General features: G+C 48.9%; 23 protein-coding genes. 6 read left to right on the top strand and 17 right to left on the bottom strand.

Going from position 1 to position 20,153, the window contains the following annotated elements:
- Positions 1-111: 111 nt before the first annotated feature.
- Entirely contained in the window at positions 112-822 is a 711-nt protein-coding gene (locus tag FHT67_RS26375; protein WP_132309709.1) for a class I SAM-dependent methyltransferase, read from the top strand.
- A 4-nt stretch (positions 823-826) separates the two neighbouring features.
- On the opposite strand, the gene FHT67_RS26370 is transcribed toward FHT67_RS26375, so the two are convergent.
- Positions 827-1,228: a FixH family protein gene (locus FHT67_RS26370; protein WP_167201834.1), complete on the bottom strand. Its 402-nt coding sequence runs from the start codon at positions 1,226-1,228 to the stop codon at positions 827-829.
- Between the two features lie 280 nt (positions 1,229-1,508).
- Complete coding sequence (locus FHT67_RS26365; protein ID WP_167201833.1) at positions 1,509-2,690, bottom strand: Ger(x)C family spore germination protein; 1,182 nt, start codon at positions 2,688-2,690, stop codon at positions 1,509-1,511.
- Between the two features lie 188 nt (positions 2,691-2,878).
- Between FHT67_RS26365 and FHT67_RS26360 the strand changes: the two genes are divergently transcribed.
- Positions 2,879-3,160: an ArsR/SmtB family transcription factor gene (locus FHT67_RS26360; RefSeq protein WP_132309703.1), complete on the top strand. Its 282-nt coding sequence runs from the start codon at positions 2,879-2,881 to the stop codon at positions 3,158-3,160.
- A gap of 86 nt (positions 3,161-3,246) precedes the next feature.
- Positions 3,247-4,449 (top strand): MFS transporter, encoded by a 1,203-nt coding sequence (locus FHT67_RS26355; RefSeq protein WP_167201832.1) that lies wholly within the window; start codon positions 3,247-3,249, stop codon positions 4,447-4,449.
- Here FHT67_RS26355 and FHT67_RS30430 read toward each other — a convergent pair.
- The 8 genes from FHT67_RS30430 to FHT67_RS26320 form a co-directional block, all read right to left on the bottom strand.
- Positions 4,439-4,564 (bottom strand): hypothetical protein, encoded by a 126-nt coding sequence (locus FHT67_RS30430; protein ID WP_279591599.1) that lies wholly within the window; start codon positions 4,562-4,564, stop codon positions 4,439-4,441. The two genes, FHT67_RS26355 and FHT67_RS30430, sit on opposite strands and share 11 nt — an antisense overlap.
- Entirely contained in the window at positions 4,561-5,112 is a 552-nt protein-coding gene (locus tag FHT67_RS26350) for a VanZ family protein (protein ID WP_167201879.1), read from the bottom strand. Before FHT67_RS26350 ends, FHT67_RS30430 begins: the two co-directional genes overlap by 4 nt.
- Positions 5,112-6,482, bottom strand: a complete 1,371-nt coding sequence (locus FHT67_RS26345; RefSeq protein ID WP_167201831.1) for a HAMP domain-containing sensor histidine kinase — start codon at positions 6,480-6,482, stop codon at positions 5,112-5,114. The genes FHT67_RS26350 and FHT67_RS26345 overlap by 1 nt, the downstream gene beginning before the upstream one ends.
- Positions 6,479-7,144: a response regulator transcription factor gene (locus FHT67_RS26340; protein ID WP_132309697.1), complete on the bottom strand. Its 666-nt coding sequence runs from the start codon at positions 7,142-7,144 to the stop codon at positions 6,479-6,481. The genes FHT67_RS26345 and FHT67_RS26340 overlap by 4 nt, the downstream gene beginning before the upstream one ends.
- A 154-nt stretch (positions 7,145-7,298) precedes the next feature.
- Entirely contained in the window at positions 7,299-7,757 is a 459-nt protein-coding gene (locus FHT67_RS26335; RefSeq protein WP_167201830.1) for a DUF2269 family protein, read from the bottom strand.
- Complete coding sequence (locus tag FHT67_RS26330) at positions 7,757-8,500, bottom strand: NAD(P)-dependent oxidoreductase (RefSeq protein ID WP_167201829.1); 744 nt, start codon at positions 8,498-8,500, stop codon at positions 7,757-7,759. The genes FHT67_RS26335 and FHT67_RS26330 overlap by 1 nt, the downstream gene beginning before the upstream one ends.
- A 227-nt stretch (positions 8,501-8,727) precedes the next feature.
- Positions 8,728-9,060 carry a winged helix-turn-helix transcriptional regulator gene (locus FHT67_RS26325; protein WP_132309691.1) on the bottom strand — a complete coding sequence of 111 codons (333 nt, stop codon included), beginning with the start codon at positions 9,058-9,060 and terminating at the stop codon, positions 8,728-8,730.
- Between the two features lie 115 nt (positions 9,061-9,175).
- A complete protein-coding gene (locus FHT67_RS26320; protein WP_167201828.1) occupies positions 9,176-9,943 on the bottom strand; it encodes a spermidine synthase in 768 nt (255 codons plus the stop codon).
- Positions 9,944-10,272: 329 nt separating this feature from the next.
- On the opposite strand from FHT67_RS26320, the gene FHT67_RS26315 reads away from it, so the two are divergent.
- The 3 genes from FHT67_RS26315 (at position 10,273) to FHT67_RS26305 (ending at position 14,297) form a co-directional block, all read left to right on the top strand.
- Positions 10,273-12,765 (top strand): glycoside hydrolase family 27 protein, encoded by a 2,493-nt coding sequence (locus FHT67_RS26315; RefSeq protein WP_167201827.1) that lies wholly within the window; start codon positions 10,273-10,275, stop codon positions 12,763-12,765.
- A 261-nt stretch (positions 12,766-13,026) separates the two neighbouring features.
- Complete coding sequence (locus FHT67_RS26310; protein ID WP_279591598.1) at positions 13,027-13,614, top strand: LytS/YhcK type 5TM receptor domain-containing protein; 588 nt, start codon at positions 13,027-13,029, stop codon at positions 13,612-13,614.
- Entirely contained in the window at positions 13,611-14,297 is a 687-nt protein-coding gene (locus FHT67_RS26305) for a sensor histidine kinase (RefSeq protein ID WP_167201825.1), read from the top strand. Before FHT67_RS26310 ends, FHT67_RS26305 begins: the two co-directional genes overlap by 4 nt.
- Positions 14,298-14,509: 212 nt before the next feature.
- Here the strand turns inward: FHT67_RS26305 and FHT67_RS26300 are convergent, their stop codons facing one another.
- The 7 genes from FHT67_RS26300 to FHT67_RS26270 all read right to left on the bottom strand — a co-directional run bounded on the left by FHT67_RS26300 (position 14,510) and on the right by FHT67_RS26270 (position 20,118).
- Positions 14,510-15,271 carry an SDR family NAD(P)-dependent oxidoreductase gene (locus FHT67_RS26300; RefSeq protein ID WP_132309683.1) on the bottom strand — a complete coding sequence of 254 codons (762 nt, stop codon included), beginning with the start codon at positions 15,269-15,271 and terminating at the stop codon, positions 14,510-14,512.
- 129 nt (positions 15,272-15,400) lie between these two features.
- Positions 15,401-16,075 (bottom strand): YetF domain-containing protein, encoded by a 675-nt coding sequence (locus FHT67_RS26295; RefSeq protein WP_243711712.1) that lies wholly within the window; start codon positions 16,073-16,075, stop codon positions 15,401-15,403.
- 124 nt (positions 16,076-16,199) lie between these two features.
- On the bottom strand, positions 16,200-16,601 hold the full coding sequence (locus tag FHT67_RS26290) for a hypothetical protein (RefSeq protein WP_132309680.1): 402 nt from the start codon (positions 16,599-16,601) through the stop codon (positions 16,200-16,202).
- A 107-nt stretch (positions 16,602-16,708) separates the two neighbouring features.
- Positions 16,709-17,515: a hypothetical protein gene (locus tag FHT67_RS26285; protein WP_167201824.1), complete on the bottom strand. Its 807-nt coding sequence runs from the start codon at positions 17,513-17,515 to the stop codon at positions 16,709-16,711.
- Between the two features lie 102 nt (positions 17,516-17,617).
- Complete coding sequence (locus FHT67_RS26280) at positions 17,618-19,057, bottom strand: sensor histidine kinase (protein ID WP_167201823.1); 1,440 nt, start codon at positions 19,055-19,057, stop codon at positions 17,618-17,620.
- Positions 19,054-19,713, bottom strand: a complete 660-nt coding sequence (locus FHT67_RS26275) for a response regulator transcription factor (RefSeq protein ID WP_132309676.1) — start codon at positions 19,711-19,713, stop codon at positions 19,054-19,056. Before FHT67_RS26275 ends, FHT67_RS26280 begins: the two co-directional genes overlap by 4 nt.
- Positions 19,714-19,923: 210 nt before the next feature.
- Complete coding sequence (locus tag FHT67_RS26270; RefSeq protein WP_132309674.1) at positions 19,924-20,118, bottom strand: DUF2188 domain-containing protein; 195 nt, start codon at positions 20,116-20,118, stop codon at positions 19,924-19,926.
- Between the last annotated feature and the right edge of the window lie 35 nt (positions 20,119-20,153).

Below are 20,153 nucleotides of genomic sequence, written 5' to 3'. Positions count from 1 at the left end.
TTTGTACGATTGTCTTCTATTCGAAAAAAAAAGAGAAGCGCGAAGCCGCGCAAGAATGGGTGCAGTGATGAAGGAGGTTATGCATAGAATATCGCAAGAGGTGAGAAGGCGATGGATTACCATACATTGTTAGCCGGACTCGGCGAAGGAAGCGCGCATCCCGGTGGCTTCCAAGCGACCAAAGAATTAATCGGACAAATCGGCTTCCCACGCGGCACGAAGGTGCTGGAGGCAGGATGCGGAACCGGCCGGACTGCGTGCTATTTAGCCAGCCTGGGCTGCAACGTGACAGCCATAGACCGGAACGAGGATATGATTAGAAAAGCGTCTTATCGTGCGAAGTCTAGCAATTTGCCCGTCCGCATCGTACAGGCGGATGCTACTTCCATGCCTTTTCCGGACGAGACGTTTGATGCCGTTTTTACGGAGTCGGTTACGGCATTTACCCCGGGAAGCACCGCTTTGCGCGAATATTGGCGAGTGCTAAAGCCGGCAGGAGTCCTATACGATCGCGAGCTGGCATTTTCCGTTAAATTAACAACGGCGCAAAAGGAAAAACTCGGGTCGTTTTACGGGCTTCATCATATGCGAACCGTTCCGGAATGGCTGAAGCTGTTAAGCAGATCAAGGTTTTCTAAATACTCCGTCTCTTCTTTCTCGCAGATGAAACAAACGGCTATCGATAACGACCCTTTACGGATTATCAATCACGAGCTATTCGCGAAACCGGCTATAGTCGCCATGATGATGAAAAACGAACGTCTAATGAGCAGCTTCTCGAGCATGATGGGCAGTATCGTAATGACGGCTTGGAAAGCCTGACCAATTAGAGCTCAAGGTTAAACCTTCTCTCATGATTGTCTTTCTTCAGCGAAACAATCGCTTTCCAATCACCGTTCATTGGCAGATAGACCTTGGTATAGTATATGCCATGCCCGGTCCTCTCCATTTCGTCTTTCATTTTATGATTCATCCCTTGCATGGACATGGAAAGATTGATTCGCACGCGGTCGACATCAACCAAATTGCCGGCTGAATCTTTAATTTGCAATTCGTATGCATGCGCGGTGGTGTCGCCGGTGTTTGGCGTATCCTTAATCGAGATCGTCAGATCATCCAGAAACGGACTGGATGACGGCTTTGTTCCAAGACTGCAACCCGCCATGAGGATGACAAACATCGCGAGAATTGCCGCTGTGTACGGTTTTATTCGTTTATTTTTCATCATGATTTACACCCTTGGCAATAACCTCGACATGAATCGTTCAAGTTAATCCCTCGCTTCTAGTATTTGAAAACAGTCTAGCACGGGAACCGTCTACTAAAAAGAGCAATATGAATACAAGGCATGTCAATAATTTGAACAGATTTCGAACGAATCATACGAAACGCTGCCAAAGAAAGTTTGGCAGCGTTTTGCATGATTATTTGTTGATTGCTTAAAACGTACTTGTTCTATGCGTGTCCGCGCACCAGCGCGCAGATCGGTATTGCTGAATGAGCGAACATTAGCGATCTTTTCTACCCAGGTTCTCGCTGCTCATGCCGAATCGGAACAAGTTGGCTTCTCCGGTTACTTCGAATTTTAATGTGGGGAATATCTCGTTCCAGTCTTTTCGGTATTTGGTGTTCCATATATGCGGATAAGCCCGATATACATGCAAACCAAATCCGATGGCATCACTATTGCTTTGCTGCATTTTATGAATGGCCAGATTGATATTATCGGCCACGTGCCGAGCAATGTTCCGCTCAATTCGATTCCGTTGCTCCGGATCGTCATAATTTCGTGCCAGATTTCGATCTTCATTAACGCTCACCTTCACGGAAGAGTGGATGCGGTACGTCAATTCATTATTCTTGACAATTGGCGTAATGCTTGTTGACGCATGACTAATCGTTACCGTTAGATAACTTCCGTCTACAATAACGGTCTCGTCATAATTACGGATGGATTGATTCAGAAGCCTGAAACCTAAGGCCGCATCCCTTTCCAATTTCCCTGTCATTCGCCCATCATGAAACAGAACAAAACTTTCGCTCCGGATGTCTTCGGATTCCTGTCCCTTTATTTCGGTTTTCACCTTCTGTAAATAAGGGAAATAGGCATCTTGACCTACGGTGACCAGTTTAGAGATAATCTCCATTAGGTTGATATGAGTGCTTGTTTCCGATTGCAATTGCTCCCTCATCGATTCTGCGGAAAAACGTTCAAGGCGTGTATCGGCTTCAAGCAGGTCAAGGGCTCGGCCCTCGGAAACAGCTATAAACGTGGAGAATCTCTTCTCGGGCGTACGGGTAATTGCGTCGATAACCAAATCGATCCCTTCCGTTCTTGCAAGTTCCTCGCCAATGATGATAACTCGCCGGTGGCCAAAGAACAGATGCCGCGGCAAGCGGTATTGCAGCTTCGACACGGCCTCGCTCACTGTTTTGCCCGTCTCCGTCTTAATGGTGTAGGGCTTCTGCCCGCCGGAGCCGCCCCCGCCCCCGCTGTTCGCGGTCCCCATATTTCCGGTAAGAGGAATAAGCACGCTGATACGAATAAGGTCGCCTTCCTTATCTGCCCCACCTGCCAATACAAACGCAACGTCATTGATTTCACGGCGATCCCAGCAGCCAATCAGCATAAGAAGCGCTCCCAGACATAAAGCAAGGGACAAGATTCGGCTTAAACGGTTTATTTTCATGGCTGTATGTATGATCCTCCTTGCTGGCATTCAACCACGCTTTATACATGGTTATACTTGCCTAAAGTTTCGAAATTATCAGGGCCGCTTAAGAGTCCCGCTCGTTTTGCCCATTTACAACGACTTCCGTGTTGTGTTATTCTTATTTCCACAGTTTTCGAAATATAAATTAAAGGCGGTGAGAACCCATGGTCGAGGATAACGAGGAAGTTAAGCAAGCCGTGAAAGTCTACAAAGCACTCGGGGAGCCGACCCGGATCAAAATAGCGATGCTTCTTACGGAAGAAATGAATCTCTGCTGCTCCGATATCAGCAATAAGCTTGAGTCCGTTGCCGGTTCCACGCTGTCGCATCACTTGAAGCAGCTTACGGAATGCGGATTGCTCACGCTGCGCAAAGACGGCACCTACATTTATTACAGCGTTAATAAAGAAGTCGCGCGGAAATATGCCCCGTATCTTCTGGGGTAGCCGCATTTTTTTTGAGGAATATTTCGATAAATCTAGAAATATAAAAACATTAAACAAAGAGATAGATGGAGAAGGAGATGGAACGTTTGTCTTATCAAGCGAAAATTTATATGCTGGCTTTGGTCAGCTTTCTTGTCGGCACGTCCGAATTCATTATTGCGGGCATTCTGGATAAAGTATCCGACGATATCGGCGTCTCAGTCGCAGCCGCGGGTCAGTTAATCACCGTGTTCTCGCTTGCTTACGGGTTCGGTACCCCCTTCCTAATGGCTGCTGCCGCAAAAGTAGACCGCAAAAAGCTGATGATCTACGCGCTTGCTGTATTCATTGCCGGCAATGCCGCGGCTTATTTGTTCTCCGGCTTTGGCGCTCTCCTCGTTTCCCGCGTAATCGTGGCGCTCAGCAGCGGCGTATTCGTCGTCACGGCGCTTACGGTCGCCGCGAAGCTGGCACCGGCGGAGAAGCAAGGCAGCGCCATCGCCACGCTTGTCATGGGCTTCAGTACGGCACTGATCGTCGGCGTACCGCTCGGTCGTCTGATTGCTTCCGCTTATGATTGGAAGGTGGTCTTTGGAGGCATCGGTCTGCTCGGACTGCTGGCACTGCTGCTCATCGCCTTCGCGATTCCTAAAACGGACGGCGAACAGCCTGTACCGCTGCGCGACCAGCTGAGGCTGTTCAGAAATCCGAAAATTGCCGTCGCCCTTGGCATTACATTCTTCTGGCTCGGCGGCTATTCCATCACCTACACGTATATTTCCCCTTTTCTCCTAGATATTACGGGCATGAGCGAAAGATTCGTCAGCATCGCGCTGCTTGCGTTCGGCATCGCTAGTCTGATCGGCTCCAAGCTTGGCGGCTTCGGCACGGATCGTTGGGGTTTCAAGCGCACGCTGGTGACGGGGATGCTGCTTCACGCAGCGTGGCTGATCGTGATCTCGTTCGCCGCCCATTCACCGGGGCTGATGTTTCCGCTGCTCATGCTGTGGTCCTTCTCCGCTTGGTCGTCCGGCCCTACTCAACAGTACCATCTGATCTCGCTGGCACCGGAAGCAACCAGCATTATGCTTAGCCTGAACAGCTCCGTCATACAGTTGGCTATGGCTGCCGGCGCAGGAATCGGCGGCGTAGTCGTGGAAGGCGCATCGCTGACCGCTGTCACCTGGATCGGTGCCGCCGGCGTTGCCGTCGCCGCGGTTATGTCGGCTTCCGCCTTCGGCTATTTCCGCTTCGGCGCGGCGTCCCGAGCGGCGACTAAAGAGGCTAGCCCCGAAAATATTAGCGCGTAAGCCTTCTATCCCTGCCAAGGGCAAGCGCCCAGCGCGCCCGCCCCGCTAGAAAAAAGAAGCCCGCAGCTGCCGCTTTCACAAGCGGGCTGCAGGCTTCTTTTTGCAATTTACTCAAAGTTTCATTCTTATCATGAACAAGAAATAATAGATAACCGGCAAGCCTATGACAACAGACAGAACGGTAATGGCAGTCCGCGCTCTCTTTTCATTCCGCACGATAAACAGCATAGCCTTATACGCTATAATTCCTATCCATCCGCCAAGACTATTTAGAATGACATCGTCAATATCCGCTATGCCGATGCCTAATGCTCCTTGAATAATTTCAACCATTAAACTCGCAATAAATAGAAACAACAGTAGGCTTGTAACTCTTTTATCGTTCTTGAATAAGGAAATATATACGCCAAGAGGAATAAATAAAAAGATGTTGCCTGCCACGTTGCCAAAGGCGAAAGTTCTTGCGTTCGCGGAATGGCCGGCGAGGAATTCGCTTATGCTGTAAAACGGAATGAAATTGATTGATCTTACGATAGTCCTGTGGCTGTCAAATATCTCGGGAATCGAAACCCGCGATAAGAAAAATATTTTAAGCAACAAAAGGCTGTAGCAGATAAAAACACCGTATAAAAAAACGGATTCTATTCGTTCTCGCGTCCTCATCATATCTCCTTTATACCGTCCTTCGTTACCGCCGGCAAGTTCATCCAGAACAGAACGCCCTCCGGCGTGTTTTCCAAAGCAAAATCAATGTTCATTGCATCCAACGTTTTGCGGACAATGGCCAATCCCAAGCCGCTTCGTTCGTTTTTCCGGCTCCGCGCCTTATCCTCTCGATAGAACGGCTCAAATAGCTTCGGAAGAACGGTATCGTCAATCCTCACGTTTTTGTTCAATACGCAAAGTCGGTAATGGCCAAGGGCAGGATCGCTATAGATCCGGATCTCGCCGCCGTCCGGCGTGTTCTGAACCGCATTTAATAGAATATTGGAAAGCGCCTTTTCCAACATGTTAGGGTCGGCAAGACAAGTCTGCCCATCAGGAATATCCGTCACGATATGCTGTCCTCTTGCTTCTGATAAGGCATGATAATCCATTAATCTGCCGGATACCGTTTGCCTAACGTTCAGTTGTTCGGGAACGGGCACGATTTTCCCGTCGTCCAGCCTGACGATCTCCAGGATATCGGAAATCATTTTACTCTGTGCGTCCATCATCTTCAGGCATTCGCGCAGGTATTTGGGATGGTTCTTGTAATCTCCTATATTCGCCAGCATTCCTTCCAGCAAGACGCTGGTTGCCGCGACAGGCGTTTTGAGCTCGTGGGAAGCCGCCGAGAAGAAATAGCGCTGCGTTTCCTCCAGCTCGCGTTCCCTTAAGATTTCATTCTCTAATCGGGAGATCGTTATTTTCAGCCTGTCGTACATGGAATGTACGTCGCGGGCTAATAGGCCAAGCTCATCGTTGCGATCCGGAAGTGGCGGTACTTCTTCGAGATTAGCCATTTTGGCCGTATTATCCGCCAAGGTCTTGATAGGTTTCGTCATTTGCCGGGCAAAGACGAATGCGCCTATGACGCAGACGGCAAGCATGGCAGACAACATAACAAGCACGCGCGCAATCAGGTTGCCGTATTTCAAGGAAATTACGTCGTCATTGAAAACATGAAGCACATAACCATTGCCGAGATAAACGATAAAAGCAGATTTTTCGCCGACGGCGTTCTTGCCGGCCAAACTGCCGGATGAATGCGTCTCGGGCGTTACGTAAACGACCGTACTGCGTTCGTCCGTAATATAGAATCGAAACGTTTGGTTTCGGTCATGGAATTGATTGGCGATAACGGTGATGTCGGCATCCCCATGCGAACGGTCTATTAATTGCTTGTAGGTGCTGCTGATTTTTTGCAATTGCAATCCCGAGTAGTAGGTCATAAGCTGAGACGAGAACAGGGCTGCCGTCGCGCCAACCAGCAATGCCGAGAAAATGATGGTGTAAAGAAATACTTTGATGAAAATTCCGCTCCTCTTCAAAGCGTTTCTTCCTCCAATCGGTATCCTACGCCTCGAGTCGTTTTGATGATGTTCTTTGGAAGCTTTGCCCGCAAGTTTTTGATATGGGTATGGACGGTACTGCCGTCGCCGTCAAAATCATAGCCCCATACGCGAGATAAGATGATTTCATGAGATATCGTCCTTCCCTTGTTCTGAACAAGCAGCAGGAGAATCTCAAATTCTTTAAGCGTCAACGCCAGTTCTACGCCGCCGTATATAGCTTTGAAATCACCCGGCAGCAGCGTCAGCTTGCTGCAGCGTATTTCTTTTGCCAACGCGCCGCTTCGCCGGAGCAGCGCTTCCACGCGTTTCAACAGGAGCTGAATCTTGAACGGCTTTGTCACATAATCGTCCGCTTCCGCGTCAAACGCCTTGATTTGGTTTGCGTCATCCGACAAGGCGGTCATCATCAGGATAGGCGTATTATTGAGCTTGCGAAACTCGCGTAAGAGCTCATGGCCGTTCATGCCGGGAAGCATGATGTCGAGAATGACCAGCTGGTAACTATGACGATAGAAATATTCGTAAGCCTCCTGCCCGTCTTTGCAAGCATCTACTTGATAGCCGGCTTCGCTTAGAAAGGCTTTGACGGTATTGCATATGTGCTCGTCATCCTCGACCAGTAAAATTCGTATGTCCACAAGTATTCCTCCCGCGAGCAAGATAGCATGGCAATCTGTAGTTTGACTGTAGTTTTATGATTTTCCCAAAAATAAAGAAGCCGCAGTTCATGCGACTTCCATTGTATAGATGTTCTTGTCGTCAGGCAATCCGTGTTTCCTGCCATTTATCTGATTAAAAGGGCTTAACGACCATAAGGCTCAATATGGCAATCATCAGCAGCTGTGCTGCCGTCTCAATGGGGATGAGCTTTTTTATAAGCAAAGCAAACTCCGTGGGAATTTTGTCATCTTGGTTTTGATTTTCAGCTATGATCTTTACGATTTTTTTGGTGCGCGGCTCGATGCATCCGTCAATGATGACGACCATAAGCAGTGCCAACAGGATGGATGCATTCAGCCACCATTGAGCTAACCCCATCTTGGTTATAATCATAAGCCAGATCCCGGTTACAATGAGCACGGCACCGCCAATTTTAGGCATAAGGGCAAGTTTTGTGGTTACGCTGAAAGCAAAGTGCAGTTGGCTGACGGTTCTAGCGGATCTTCGAATGATAGGCAGCACGAACGCGGGACCGATTATGGAGATTGATGCCAAAATATGAAAAACGAGAAGGATTTCATACAATCGCATTATACTAATTCTCCTCCGTTCAAAGTCACCTTGCTTTGATAGGCTAGACCAACTCTCTTTCTACTGAACTCGCCCCCTGGAGCGAGATAGTCCAACATGCATTTTGCAACATCGTTATACGCAACATTCAATTCGTGAAGGCGGCTGAACAAGTGACCCGCGATAGCTGCCTCGGAATATCCCTTGATCGTCTCCGCAATAGGTATGGGCAAAATTTCCGTTGTTGCATGCAGATGAACCGAATCGGGATGCTCGTTCGAATCCATCATGGTTCCCGGACACATGACGGACCAATCGAGCCGGGTCTGCCGCAGCCTTTCGAAATTCCGGTTATGATTGATAAACTCGGGCGGGAAGCCTGGTAAATGGTTGCCGATAAGATCGGTGTAGGGAATATCGAGCAGACCGGCTCCCCCCATTAACCATACCCGTCCGGAAAAAGCAGGCTGTTGTTCGCACTGGGTAATAATGTTATCGACGATTTGAACAAACTCTTCCCCTTGGCCTGCATGGCCGGCTGCAAGAATAGCCGCATCTTGATGCGCGAGCGCCTCGCTAACGCTTACCGGATCCATCATATTGCCCGCGATTACCTTCACATGCCTTGCGGAATGCTCGCCTAGTTGATCGGAAAGCTTCCCGGGGTTTCGCACGAAAGCGGTCATTTCATGCCCCATTTGCATCCCTTGCCATAACACTCTTTTCCCGGTATTCCCCGTTGCTCCAAAAACAATGATTTTCAACGTTTTTTCCTCCTCTTTAATGGTTCCCAATATTTGGTTGGCTCTAGCTTATCATCGCTTAGAAACGTTGTTAAGAACCCACTTTAAAGTAGGGTACTTACTTAGAAGTAAGCATGGCAGAATTCCGGTTTGCGACCGCGGGCACACGAAAAAAGCTGCCCGGAATCCCGTGGCAGCTTATGCTGGGAGTTGATTTAATTCGTGTACAGGTTGAAAAAAAAACGTGGTTATGACGCCGACTCTTCATATTTCCGATTATTGTGATTTTCTCCCCAAGCACACATAACCTCTGCTACAGGGATCAATGTTTTGCCATACTCACTAAGAGAATATTCTACTTTCGGAGGGACGGTTGGGTAAACCGTTCTATCGACTATGCCTTCTTGTTCCAAATCCCGGAGATGCTGTGAAAGCATCTTTTGCGAGGCATCGGGTATAAGCTTCTCCAGATCGTTGAATCTTTTTTTGGATTCCATCAAATTCCATAAAATCATGGGCTTCCATTTGCCGCCTAGAACATGAATAATGGTTTCTACCGGACATTCACGCTGATGAATCATGAATACCTCATCCCCTTACTTTTAAGCAAGCGTATTCTCAATAATTGAACCTACCAAAATTTTACGTTAGCGTTGCAATCAAGTCAATCGCAGAAACCAACTTTATTCCTTTCCTTCATCCGCCGTTACCAAGTGAACATTCATCCATAATGACAGTGCCGGGAGCGGGCTCGAACGGAACGAAGCCCGCCATTTCCCGTGCCCGGAATTCAATCGGGCGATTCCGTCCTGCAAGCAAAATGTTCCTTACCTCGGTTGCTCTGTCCGCTTGCGGCATAAAAGCCGATACGCAGGAAAATGACGCTAGCAGCGTTGCGTGAAGGGCGCCGATCAGCCGGTCGCCAGGGCCTTTGCCAGTCACGTTCAGCACGATCATACCTCCTGCTTCGAGCTTGTCCGCCGCTGTCGCAAAGAAACGATCCGTCGTCAAATGCCGGGGCACGCCTCTGTCGGTGAAGGCATCCACGACGATGCCGTCGTACGTTTCCGCTTCCTCGCCTTCCAGAATAAATCGGCCGTCGCCTGGAACGACGGATTCCCCGGCGGACCCGAAAAATCGTTCGCTTGCCAGGATAATCCGTTCATCAAGCTCCGCTGTCTTAAACCTTACGCCGCGGCAATGCCGGGCGATCGTCCCGATTCCGTGTCCAATCTGAAATACGCGCTCCAGCCGCGGGTGATTATGCTGCAGCAGATGAATAATCGCCTGCGGGTATTCGAACACGATCCGATCTGGATGGTCTAAATCGAGCGCTCCCTGGACGGCCGCGTCCGAAAATTGCAGCACCCGGAAATTTCCTTTCTTTCCGAAAAGCTCCTTCACCTCGCCTACTACAAATTCATCGCGACCTTCTTCGGAAGCTGCTTCATAAAGCACGCGCATGAGGCGTCCTCCTTATTCTGAATGATCCTCATCGAGATCATTAATCCCAATCCTGTTCCTGAATGAACCTCAATATGGCATTATACCAGCCTATTTCAATTGCTTCCAGATTTCATGTTTTCCCGGAATAGATTTCGAAACGGCAATATGTTCTCTCCTCTCAACGAAAACAGGAAAATTGTACCTGTAAGCGCTTAACTGTACCTTGTCCGCAAGTTGTCGAAGCCACTATGATCGGAGCAAAGAAAGCGCTATCCTGCTTGATATCCCTTCGATCGGCGGAATTCGCTTTTTTGACCACATCCTATCCATGCAAAGGAGATGAATTCATGAAAGCAATGCTCGAAAAGAGGATTGGCGCGACAATGGTTGCATCGATCAAACCGGCAGGCGGGATTATCCTGGGGCTCGCCTTGCTTCTGACGGTTGTTTTCGGAGGTTACGGCTTCCTGCAGCCGCGCGTCGCGGAAGCGGCCAATAACGGATTAGCGCAAAAGCCGTTAATGGGCTGGAGCAGCTACAGCATGCAGGTGTATTCAGGCAATGGCGCTTGGATCACGGCGGCGCAAATTAAAGCACAGTCAGACGCCATGCATCAGAAGCTGCAATCGCACGGGTATGAGTACATTAACGTGGATGCGGGTTGGAATGGCGGCCTTGACGGTTACGGGCGCCCCGTGCCGAGCGCGACGCTTTATCCGAACGGATTAACCGACGTCATCAATTACGTGCATGCCAACGGACAGAAGTTCGGCTTGTATTTCATTCCTGGCCTTTCCCCTCAAGCTTACAACGCCGATCTTCCGATCTACGGTGCGCCAGGCTGCTCGATGCAGGATATTGCCGTCCAACCGCTTACTACCGCGGATTATTGGGGCTTGGATTACAAAATCGACTTCAGTAACGCATGCGCGCAAAAGTACATTGATTCGATCGTGGATCTAATCGATTCATGGGGCGTCGACTTCGTGAAATTCGACAGCGTTACCCCCGGTTCCGGACATAACGATACTTCGATCGATGCCCGCGGCGACGTGGCCGCCTGGTCGCAGGCATTAAGCTCGCGCGGGATCTGGTTCGAGATCTCGTGGGCGCTCGACCACAATTACGTCGATACGTGGAAGCAATACGCCAACGGCTGGCGCGTCGACTGGGACGTTGAATGCTACTGCGTAAACACGGCGCTCACGAGCTGGCCGAATATCGCAAGGCTATTCGCGGATGCCGCTGTCTGGTGGCGGGACGCTGGCCCGGGCGGCTGGAACGACTTCGACTCGCTTAATGTCGGCAACGGCGCGATGGACGGTTTGACGCAGGACGAACGGCAGACGGCGATGTCCCTGTGGGCGATGTCCTCGGCACAGTTGTATACGGGCAACGATTTGACCAACCTGGACGCTTTTGGCCTGTCGCTATTGACGAACGATGAAGTGATCGCCGTCAACCAAGCGGGCAGGCCGGCTCATCCCGTATCCGCCGCATCCAATCAGCAAGTCTGGTATGCCAACAACGGCGACGGAACGTATACGGTAGGATTGTTTAATCTTGGCGCCTCCGCGGCGACGGTGACGGTTAACTGGAACGACATTGGCCTGAACGGCGCGGGGACCGTACGCGATTTGTGGAGCCACAGCGAGCTCGGTACGTTTAATGCGGGATACAGCTCCGTTAATTTGCCGTCTCATGCATCGCGGCTATTCAAAGTGACAGCAGCCGGCGGCTCCGTGACCGCTAATGACGATGATACGGGCGTTAAATATACGGGTGCATGGCAGCGCAGCTACAACCGCGGACTCGGGGATTATCAGGACGACGTGCATTTTACCCAGACGAATAACGATGCTTTTGAATATACCTTCCGGGGCACCGGAATTGACTTGATCACCGAAAAATCTCCCGATCAAGGTAATGTAGATGTCTATATCGACAACGTATTAAAAGGAACGGTCAATACCTATAACAGCGTGAAGCAGACGCAGCAAACCGTGTACAGCATTAGCGGACTGACGAACGGCACGCATACGGTAAAAGTCGTCAAGAAATCCGGCACCTACATGCTGTTCGACAAGCTTCGTTTCTACGTGGCTTCGCCGCTCCCGGTGAACGATACGGATCCGGCCGTCACGTATACCGGTGCTTGGTCGCTAAACAGTGCACGAGGCTTCGGCGACTATCAGAATGATGTCCACTTCACGCAGACTAACAACGATTCCGTACAATACACGTTTAACGGCACAGGCGTCGAACTCGTGACGGAGAAGGACTCGTCCCAAGGCGACGTCGATATCTACATCGACAATGTTTTCAAGCAAACCGTGAATACCTATAGTCCCTCGCGCCTCGTGCAGCAAACCGTGTACAGCATCAGTGGGCTTCCTAGCGGTACTCATACAATTAAAGCCGTGAAAAAATCCGGCATTTACATGCTGCTTGACCAGTTCAAAATCAAAAGCCCGCGCATTCAGTACAACGACACTGACCCTGCCATTGTCTACACCGGCTCTTGGTCGCTTAACAGCAACCGCGGTTTCGGCGATTACAATAATGACGTGCATTTCACCCAGACGAACAACGATTCTTTACAATTTACGTTCTCCGGTACCGGCGTTGAGCTCATCACGGAGAAAGACGCGTCCCAGGGTAACGTCGACATCTATATCGACAACGTTTTCCAGACAACGGTCAACACGTCGAGTACCGCCCGGCAGGTTAACCAAGTCGTTTACCAGACAACGGGCTTAGCAAGCGGAAGCCATACGCTCAAAGCCGTAAAGAAATCCGGTACGTACATGCTGCTTGATTCCATTCGGGTTTCGCCTTAATTAAACCGTTCTATAGCTTAATAAGGCTGCCGGGCTTAGCGGCAGCCTTTTTTGCATCAAGTGAAATTCTAATCTATTCCAGTACAACGGTAGTACTTCTCCTTCTTCATAACTTAAGATCGCTACATCCGCCGAATTTTCTGGTTTTGTTTGCATCAACGAGCATGACGGACGGTTCATATAAAATTAACTCCCCGGTTTGAAGGAAATGACAGTTCTTTTCTCGAAAACAATGGCTAGCACTCACGAAAGGAACAGCTCATGATCTCTCATTCCGACTTTATCCTCAACGCTTTTATCATTTTCCTGCCTTTGATATTTTACAGACCCTTCTATAAACGTAAGCATCCATTTTTCGTTTACGTTTTATTTTTGATTCCCCTTATCATTACAATGACGTTTCCGGTCATAATCCTCGACTCGGTGCTCGATTTTAGAGCCATTCCGCTTGTTATCGGTTCACTCTACGGCGGCATTTATACGACAATGCTCTTATTTGGCAGCATGCTGGCGTATAGGCAGCTGTTGGGCGGCATCGAACTATTTCATTACTTCCTCTCCCTGCTGCCGACAATTGGCGTATTGTTATTTCTCTTCAAGATGTACGAAAAAGCCGGCGCCAAGAAAAGAATGCTTCTTGTATGCGGAGTTTGTTTCTTTATGCGCGTATCGGTCGTCAATTTGTACGCCCTGTTCGAAGGCAAGGAAACCTTCTTTATGTCTTCGTTTGTTCCAAGCCTGCCTATTATCCTCGTGCAGTGCATCATGGCGGTTATGCTGGTGTTCATGATTGAGATGATTCGCACGCAAAATCGGATGCAAGAGGAATTATCCAAGCGGAGAAAATGAAGGTCGTCAGCGAAATCGCGGCATCCGTTGCGCATGAGGTACGCAACCCGTTAACGTCCGTGCGCGGCTTCATCCAGCTGTTGTCCGATCCTGGGCTAAACGAAAGTAAGCGTAAAGAGTTCTCCGCTATTACGCTTGAGGAGCTGGACCGGGCGGAAGCGATTATTTCCGATTACTTATCGCTCGCCAAGCCACAGATTGAGAGACTCGAGCCAATTGAACTGGATCAGGCACTCTCCAAGTCAGCTCAAATTTTAAGTTCCTACGCGAATATGCAGAACGTCGAGATCGTGACGGACTTAAAGGTACACGCGACGGTGTACGGCAGCACATCCAAGTTCAGGCAAGCCATTATCAATATCGGTAAAAACGCGATCGAGGCGATGCCCGACGGGGGGAAGCTTACCATGACTTACACGGTCAACGAGCCGAATAAAACCGTCACCATCTCGATTGCCGATACCGGCATCGGCATGAACGAGGAACAGCTCAACCGGCTTGGGGCACCCTATTATACGACCAAAGACAAAGGCACCGGTCTCGGAACGATGGTCCTCTTCAGCGTCATTCGGGGCATGAACGGCAAGATTGAGGTGCGCAGCAAAGAAGGCGTCGGTACCGCGTATTTCATCACATTGCCATTAACGCAGCCTGAAAGTCAGGCATCGGCCAATTTGGTCTGAACAATCGCCTTATTTTATTGCGCACGGTCGCTGCTTCGTTTCTTCAACATAACAACCCGAATTTGTTCATATTGATATTGAACAGCCGGGTTGTATTTTTATGTCTAACTTTTTTCAGATTTCATCACCTCTGGCCCTCTATAAGCCTATAATTAAAAAAGACCATAAAAAAACAGCCGATCTCTTTAGATCGACTGCATTTAAATACGATTTTATATCGTCGGCATGACATTGCCGCCGCTAACGGGGATATAGGCCCCGGTGATATAGCTCGACAAATCCGAGGCAAGGAATGCGACCGCATTCGCAATCTCCTGGTCGGTGCCGCGTCTCTTTAGCGGAACGTTCTTGATGTAATTATCGCTTTCATCCATGCCGTTCGTACGCTCGCGCTCGCTGATTGTCCAGCCTGGAGCAATTTGATTGACCGTTATTTGATGTTCGCCAACTTCCTTGGCGAGCACGCGGTAAACGCCGTCCATGCCCCTTTTTCCGGCTACATAAGCCGATTGCGTCGGGAAGTTCTGCATTGAACATTCCGTGTTGATGCCGATGAAACGGCCGGACTTCTTCTCGATCATGGCAGGAATGAACGCTTTTGCCAAATACACGCTTTGCATGACGCAGGACTCGAATTGGCTCGCATAGTCCTCGGCCGGCTGCTGCAGTACGGAAGTCCATTTGTACTGAACGACCGCATTTGCCACTACGATATCCGCCTGACCCAAGCTCGATACGACGGATTGTTGCAGCGCAGCGATAGAATCCTGCTTCGTCACGTCCGCTTTAATCGCAACCGCGCGTCTTCCTATCGCTTCGATACTGCTCTTTAGTTCGGCCGCTTTTGCTTCGTTACTATGATAATGCAAGGCGATGTCTGCTCCGCACTCCGCGAGGGTACGCGCGATGACTCGGCCAAGCTCGCCGGTCGCCCCCGTCACCAAAGCTACTTTTCCAGAAAGATCGATTCTCATGTCTCCGCTCTCCTTGTCCGTTAACTTTCGCATTCGATAATAGTATTCTTTGTTAGAGTAGAAATGCCTTCTTTGTCTTCTTCATTTCACCATAAATCGCACGGTTATGTCCATTTGAAAGGATAGATTTTACCCTATAGACTTTTTCAACTGGAAATGCATGCCCTCCTCCTCCGACCATTCGGCGTAATAGACGGCTTGGATGCGGTCAATGCCTTGTTCTTTCAACTGAGCCAACAACCATTCCTCGCTGCGTCCAATATCCCGAAGCTCGCCGCGCTGCAGCTTGCCTTGTTCGATAAGAATACGCGGAAGTCCGGTAGATGGCACCGGTACACCTAGTTCTTCCCGAGTTGGGGGCTCTTGGCCGGGCTTCTTCATCACGCTAAGGCTTCCGTTGGGTTCAAATACCGCAAACGCAACCTCGCGAACGGTGAAGACTCCCTGCTCTCTCAGAAGCATCCCGACCTGATGCATATCCAGACGGTTCCGTTTCATTGCCTTAACGTCTATTACGCCGTCGCGAATGATGATATCAGGTCTGCCGTTTAGCGGTATGGATAAAGCGGGGATAAGCTGAACCGCCTTCTCCAAGGCTAGCGATAACGCCATCCATAATGCGAGGGCGTATAAGAGCATCGAGAAATGCGCATCGCGGTCATAGACCGTATTTCCCACAAGCTCGCTTAACATTAGCGACGAGACGAAGTCGAACGGCGTCAGCTGGGAAATCTCCTTCTTGCCGAGCAGCTTGGTCATGAACCACAGGCCAAAGAAACCCGTGATGAGCTTCACTGATATCATTCCGTAATCCATAGCAAATCACACTCGCATTCTATTTAACGTGAATTTTTAGATATATACCCTGCGCATGAAATCGTGAAGCGGATTCAACAAAAAAATGCCGCGATATACGCGGCATCAGATATTACGGAGCTGCTATTATTTTATAAGCTTTCAACGCATAGCTGTTGTCGGGGCCGTCATTTTTTAACAAGAGCTGTATGCGTTCTCCGTCAGGCCTGCTCAGCTCTACTTCTATTTCAAAGTATTGCGCCCCGTGAATGGCATCAACAGGGAGGGTGCGGCTGCCGTTCTTTTTTATCGTAAAATGTTCATTGATCGAAATGATCCTCTCTCCATTGAATTGAGGATATCTTTCGTTATAAATTTGCTGAAGCGAGCTCTTTATCACGGGGTTTAGTTCCTGCAACATCGCTTTCTCAAGTGCATCTAATTTAGGATTCGGATCAGCATTTGCATATGACCTTGAAGACAGAATCAGAAAACAAACGAGAGGGACAATTATTATAATGCGTTGAATGCTCATGGTTACTCCTCTCCTATACGTCAAATACTCAGGTAAAGTATCTCTTAATATCTGGAAAAAAATACATCCAAGAAAGCCCTCACCTTTACGGCGAGGGCTTAACGGCATTATTTGGCGAATGCTTCGTCACCGGTTTTGACCGGGGTAGGCGTTACCCCGTCTTCATGGAAGATGGAGCTGTCATTTGCAACGTATTTGTATTCGTTCGTATCGGAACTGAAGAGCTTGAATGTACCCGTGGAATCTTCATAAAGCTCTTCTTTCGCCGGAAGGCCGGATTCCTGATCGAGATACACAACGTACTGCATATTAGCTTGCGTATTGTCATCGATATAGGATTGATAGCTGTCCATAATCTTATTCAAGGTCTTTCCATCCGCAGCTTGTTCAGTGCCAACGGAAGTCCAGTAGCTGGCTTTGTAATTATTCTTCACCCCGCTAAAAGCGAGATTCTTTTGGTCCAATTTTTCGAAAGCCGTAGGATCATCCGATCTTTGAAGCGTTTTTGCACTTAACGGTTTACCGTCCTTGTCCCGTTGAATGACGACCAATTCGTTAAAGCCGTTAAGATAGTAAGTGCTTTGATAACGCACCAGCTGATGCTCGGACGAGTATTCCATGAGATCCGATCTGAAATCCTTCGTTTGCGGATCAAACCAGTGCTCCAAGGTAAAGTTCTGACTGCCGTCGGTTCTCGAATAAGTATCCTTGCTGTATTCGATAGTACCTTGGGTTATATCCGCGACGACCGGCGATTCAGCTGGCGCGGATGCCGTAATGACCGTGTTTTTCGGAATCGCGTCGCTCCCGTTTGCCGCGAATGCGGTAATGGTGCCGAAGCTTCCGATCACAAGCGCCGATGCCAAGATTGTGCCGGTTATTTTTTTGTTTTTGACTGTTTCAAGAAGTTTCATGTTATTCCCTCCGGATATGTGATTTGCGTTTGGAGTGCGCAGTTCCTACTTGCAACTTCATTATAAAAGCGTCATATTTCCAAACTATCGGCAAGTTGTAAATTAGTTGTTTAATCCGGGAAGGACGATTTGGACAATGGTTCCTTCGTTCGGGCGGCTATGAATATGGATTTCTCCCTTGTGAAGACGGACGATTTCGGAGCTAATCGCAAGCCCTAAGCCTGCGCCATGATTCGTATGCGGGCGGATCGGATCCCCTTTAAAAAAAGGCTCAAGCACTTTCGCCATATCTTTGTCGGGTATTCCGATGCCCTCATCCTGCACTTCGATGACATATCGGGAATCTTCCTTACGATACCCGCGGATCCCCATGCTGCTTCCGGCCTTTGATGCCTTAATGGAATTGTCGATCAAATTGGTGATGAGAATATGAATCAAATCTTTTTCCATCCGCAAACGAATGGGCTCCACAGCCATGGATAGGTGAATCTGACCTTTTTCCAGCTGCGGTCTCATGAATTGCAAAGTCGCTTCCAGAACCGGCCCCATCTCCTCAACGGTCATGCGGGGCTGATGATTTTCGACAAGGATGAGGTCCATAAGCTTGAAAGCCAGGCTTTCAAGCCGTTTCCCTTCTCCGTAAATATAATTGAGAGATTTATAAAATACCTCTTCGTTATAAGTTGTTGCTCTTAGAAAGTCGGCATACCCGATAATGGATGTCAGAGGCGTCTTTAACTCATGCGTTAAATAATGAATAAAACGTTGCTTATTCCTTGCGGTCATTTCCAAGGCGTTTACCTTCTCTTCGATCGCCCCGGCCATTATGTTGAACTGTTCGGACAGCAAGCCGATTTCATCCTTCGATAACACGCTGACACGATGCGAATATTGGCCGGAAGCAATCGTTTGCGCGGATTTGGCGAGCATGCGGACGGAACGAGTCAGAAACCGGATAATACCGTACAAACCGGCTGCCAGGACGATGGCAATCACGATATTGAGCTTGAAGAAATTTCGGATTTGCGCGTTCTTGTCCTCGTAAATGTCGGTTAAGTCCTGAATGTACGTGAGCTTGAAGTTTTGGCCGTTCAACTGGATTAAGCCCGTGGCAAACAAAACGCTTTTGTGGCCAACGCCGCGAATCATGTATTTGGTATCCGACGGATCATTAACCTCCAGCTCGGGTCTCTGTTCGGAGATGTTGTCGAAGTAATTGGTATATACCGTTTGACCGCCGCCATCTTTAATTTCTATGGATACCTTGTCCGGGTCGTAAGAGCTTAAATATTTCGTTGCGTTGCGCTGCAAGAAATCGCCCGCATCGTCCTTGGCGGTATTCAAAAGCTGATTCAAGTTGTTGATATACAACCAGTTCGCCTCGATCTGATCGGACAGCATACGCCGGTCGGCCAACCCCCTGTCGACCTCTCTCACCAGGTTTTGATTAAAATTATGCTTGATGAGGTAAAAGGAAGAGGCGTTAAACAATACCTCGAATAACAAGAACGTGCACCAGAAAACCTTCAGCCAGAGCTTCATGAGATAACCTCAAGCCGGTATCCGAATTTATAGACGGTTTTAATCCGTTCTTCCCAGCCCAGTTTTTTTCGAATCTTTTGAATATGGATGTCGACGGTTCTTGTCTCGCCGCTATACTCATAGTCCCAGACAAGCTCGAGAATTTTTTCGCGGGAAAGAGCTTTGTTGCGGTTATTAATAAGGAGGAGAAGAAGCTCGTACTCCTTCATGGTCAATTCAACGAGTACGCCTTCCTTCTTGACCATTCGCTCCTCCAAATGAATTTCGAGGCCGCCGACGTTTAAGCTGTCGTTTTTCCTCCCGAAACGGCGAAGGACCGCTTCGATCCTGGCGAGCAGCTCCATCGCTTCAAATGGCTTGACGATATAGTCATCCGCTCCCATTTTTAATCCTCTTACCTTATCGACAAGAGCATTGCGAGCCGTAAGAAAGATAACCGGTACTTCAATTCGCTTGAATCGCTCCAATAGCTCGTACCCCTCCATATCGGGAAGGGAGATGTCCAGCAGCACCAGATCCGGAGCGAATTCCGCCAATAGGTTTTCAGCTTCTTGTCCGCAATATGCCTGCCGGCAGCCATAGCCGGCTAATTCAAGATTCAGCTTAATCAGATCGGAAATTGCCGGGTCATCTTCAATGATGATAATATGCTCCATTCCATACCTCCAGATATTAAGGCCTACCCTATTATGATAGACGAAAAAGGTAGAGTAACTTATCTCCAAGTTGTAAATTAGTTGTAATTTTAATTGTAGCATGCACGAATTTGGAGTTCTCTTAGTAAATTGTTCCCTCCCAGTGCGGGCCGGACAAAAAAAAAGCCGCTTCACTTAGCGGCTAATCCATAAATTTATGCGATTAAATCATCAATGGCCTTTTTTGCGGATTTGCTTATCGTGATGCTCTCCCCATTCCTTGGCTTTCGCGGTTGCGATGGAAATCGCTCGGCCTTCGGAATAGCCATCCTTCAGCAGCTCGTTAGCTATATCTATCGCTTTGTTGCGGATTGGAGCCATGAAGTTTTTGAGAGACTCCGGATAGTCGTCTTTGTTCCAGGGCATGTCCATTCCTCCTTTAACGTTGCTGCCTTTTTCTT

Origin of the sequence: Paenibacillus sp. BK720, assembly GCF_011761545.1 — a bacterium.
Taxonomy (GTDB): domain Bacteria; phylum Bacillota; class Bacilli; order Paenibacillales; family Paenibacillaceae; genus Pristimantibacillus.
Note: the sequence above shows the minus strand (reverse complement) of the source record. Positions and strands in the feature narration are given on the sequence as shown.

Coding starts and splice junctions, on each gene's coding strand:
- FHT67_RS26325 (WP_132309691.1), bottom strand. CDS start 9,060: ATGATTCATCAGCGTGAATGTCCGGTAGAAACCATTATTCATGTTCTA.
- FHT67_RS26360 (WP_132309703.1), top strand. CDS start 2,879: ATGGTCGAGGATAACGAGGAAGTTAAGCAAGCCGTGAAAGTCTACAAA.
- FHT67_RS26300 (WP_132309683.1), bottom strand. CDS start 15,271: ATGAGAATCGATCTTTCTGGAAAAGTAGCTTTGGTGACGGGGGCGACC.
- FHT67_RS26365 (WP_167201833.1), bottom strand. CDS start 2,690: ATGAAAATAAACCGTTTAAGCCGAATCTTGTCCCTTGCTTTATGTCTG.
- FHT67_RS26290 (WP_132309680.1), bottom strand. CDS start 16,601: ATGAGCATTCAACGCATTATAATAATTGTCCCTCTCGTTTGTTTTCTG.
- FHT67_RS26310 (WP_279591598.1), top strand. CDS start 13,027: ATGATCTCTCATTCCGACTTTATCCTCAACGCTTTTATCATTTTCCTG.
- FHT67_RS26270 (WP_132309674.1), bottom strand. CDS start 20,118: ATGCCCTGGAACAAAGACGACTATCCGGAGTCTCTCAAAAACTTCATG.
- FHT67_RS26320 (WP_167201828.1), bottom strand. CDS start 9,943: ATGCGCGTGCTTTATGAAGCAGCTTCCGAAGAAGGTCGCGATGAATTT.
- FHT67_RS26295 (WP_243711712.1), bottom strand. CDS start 16,075: ATGATATCAGTGAAGCTCATCACGGGTTTCTTTGGCCTGTGGTTCATG.
- FHT67_RS26285 (WP_167201824.1), bottom strand. CDS start 17,515: ATGAAACTTCTTGAAACAGTCAAAAACAAAAAAATAACCGGCACAATC.
- FHT67_RS26370 (WP_167201834.1), bottom strand. CDS start 1,228: ATGATGAAAAATAAACGAATAAAACCGTACACAGCGGCAATTCTCGCG.
- FHT67_RS26305 (WP_167201825.1), top strand. CDS start 13,611: ATGAAGGTCGTCAGCGAAATCGCGGCATCCGTTGCGCATGAGGTACGC.
- FHT67_RS26280 (WP_167201823.1), bottom strand. CDS start 19,057: ATGAAGCTCTGGCTGAAGGTTTTCTGGTGCACGTTCTTGTTATTCGAG.
- FHT67_RS26315 (WP_167201827.1), top strand. CDS start 10,273: ATGAAAGCAATGCTCGAAAAGAGGATTGGCGCGACAATGGTTGCATCG.
- FHT67_RS26335 (WP_167201830.1), bottom strand. CDS start 7,757: ATGCGATTGTATGAAATCCTTCTCGTTTTTCATATTTTGGCATCAATC.
- FHT67_RS26375 (WP_132309709.1), top strand. CDS start 112: ATGGATTACCATACATTGTTAGCCGGACTCGGCGAAGGAAGCGCGCAT.
- FHT67_RS26275 (WP_132309676.1), bottom strand. CDS start 19,713: ATGGAGCATATTATCATCATTGAAGATGACCCGGCAATTTCCGATCTG.
- FHT67_RS26350 (WP_167201879.1), bottom strand. CDS start 5,112: ATGAGGACGCGAGAACGAATAGAATCCGTTTTTTTATACGGTGTTTTT.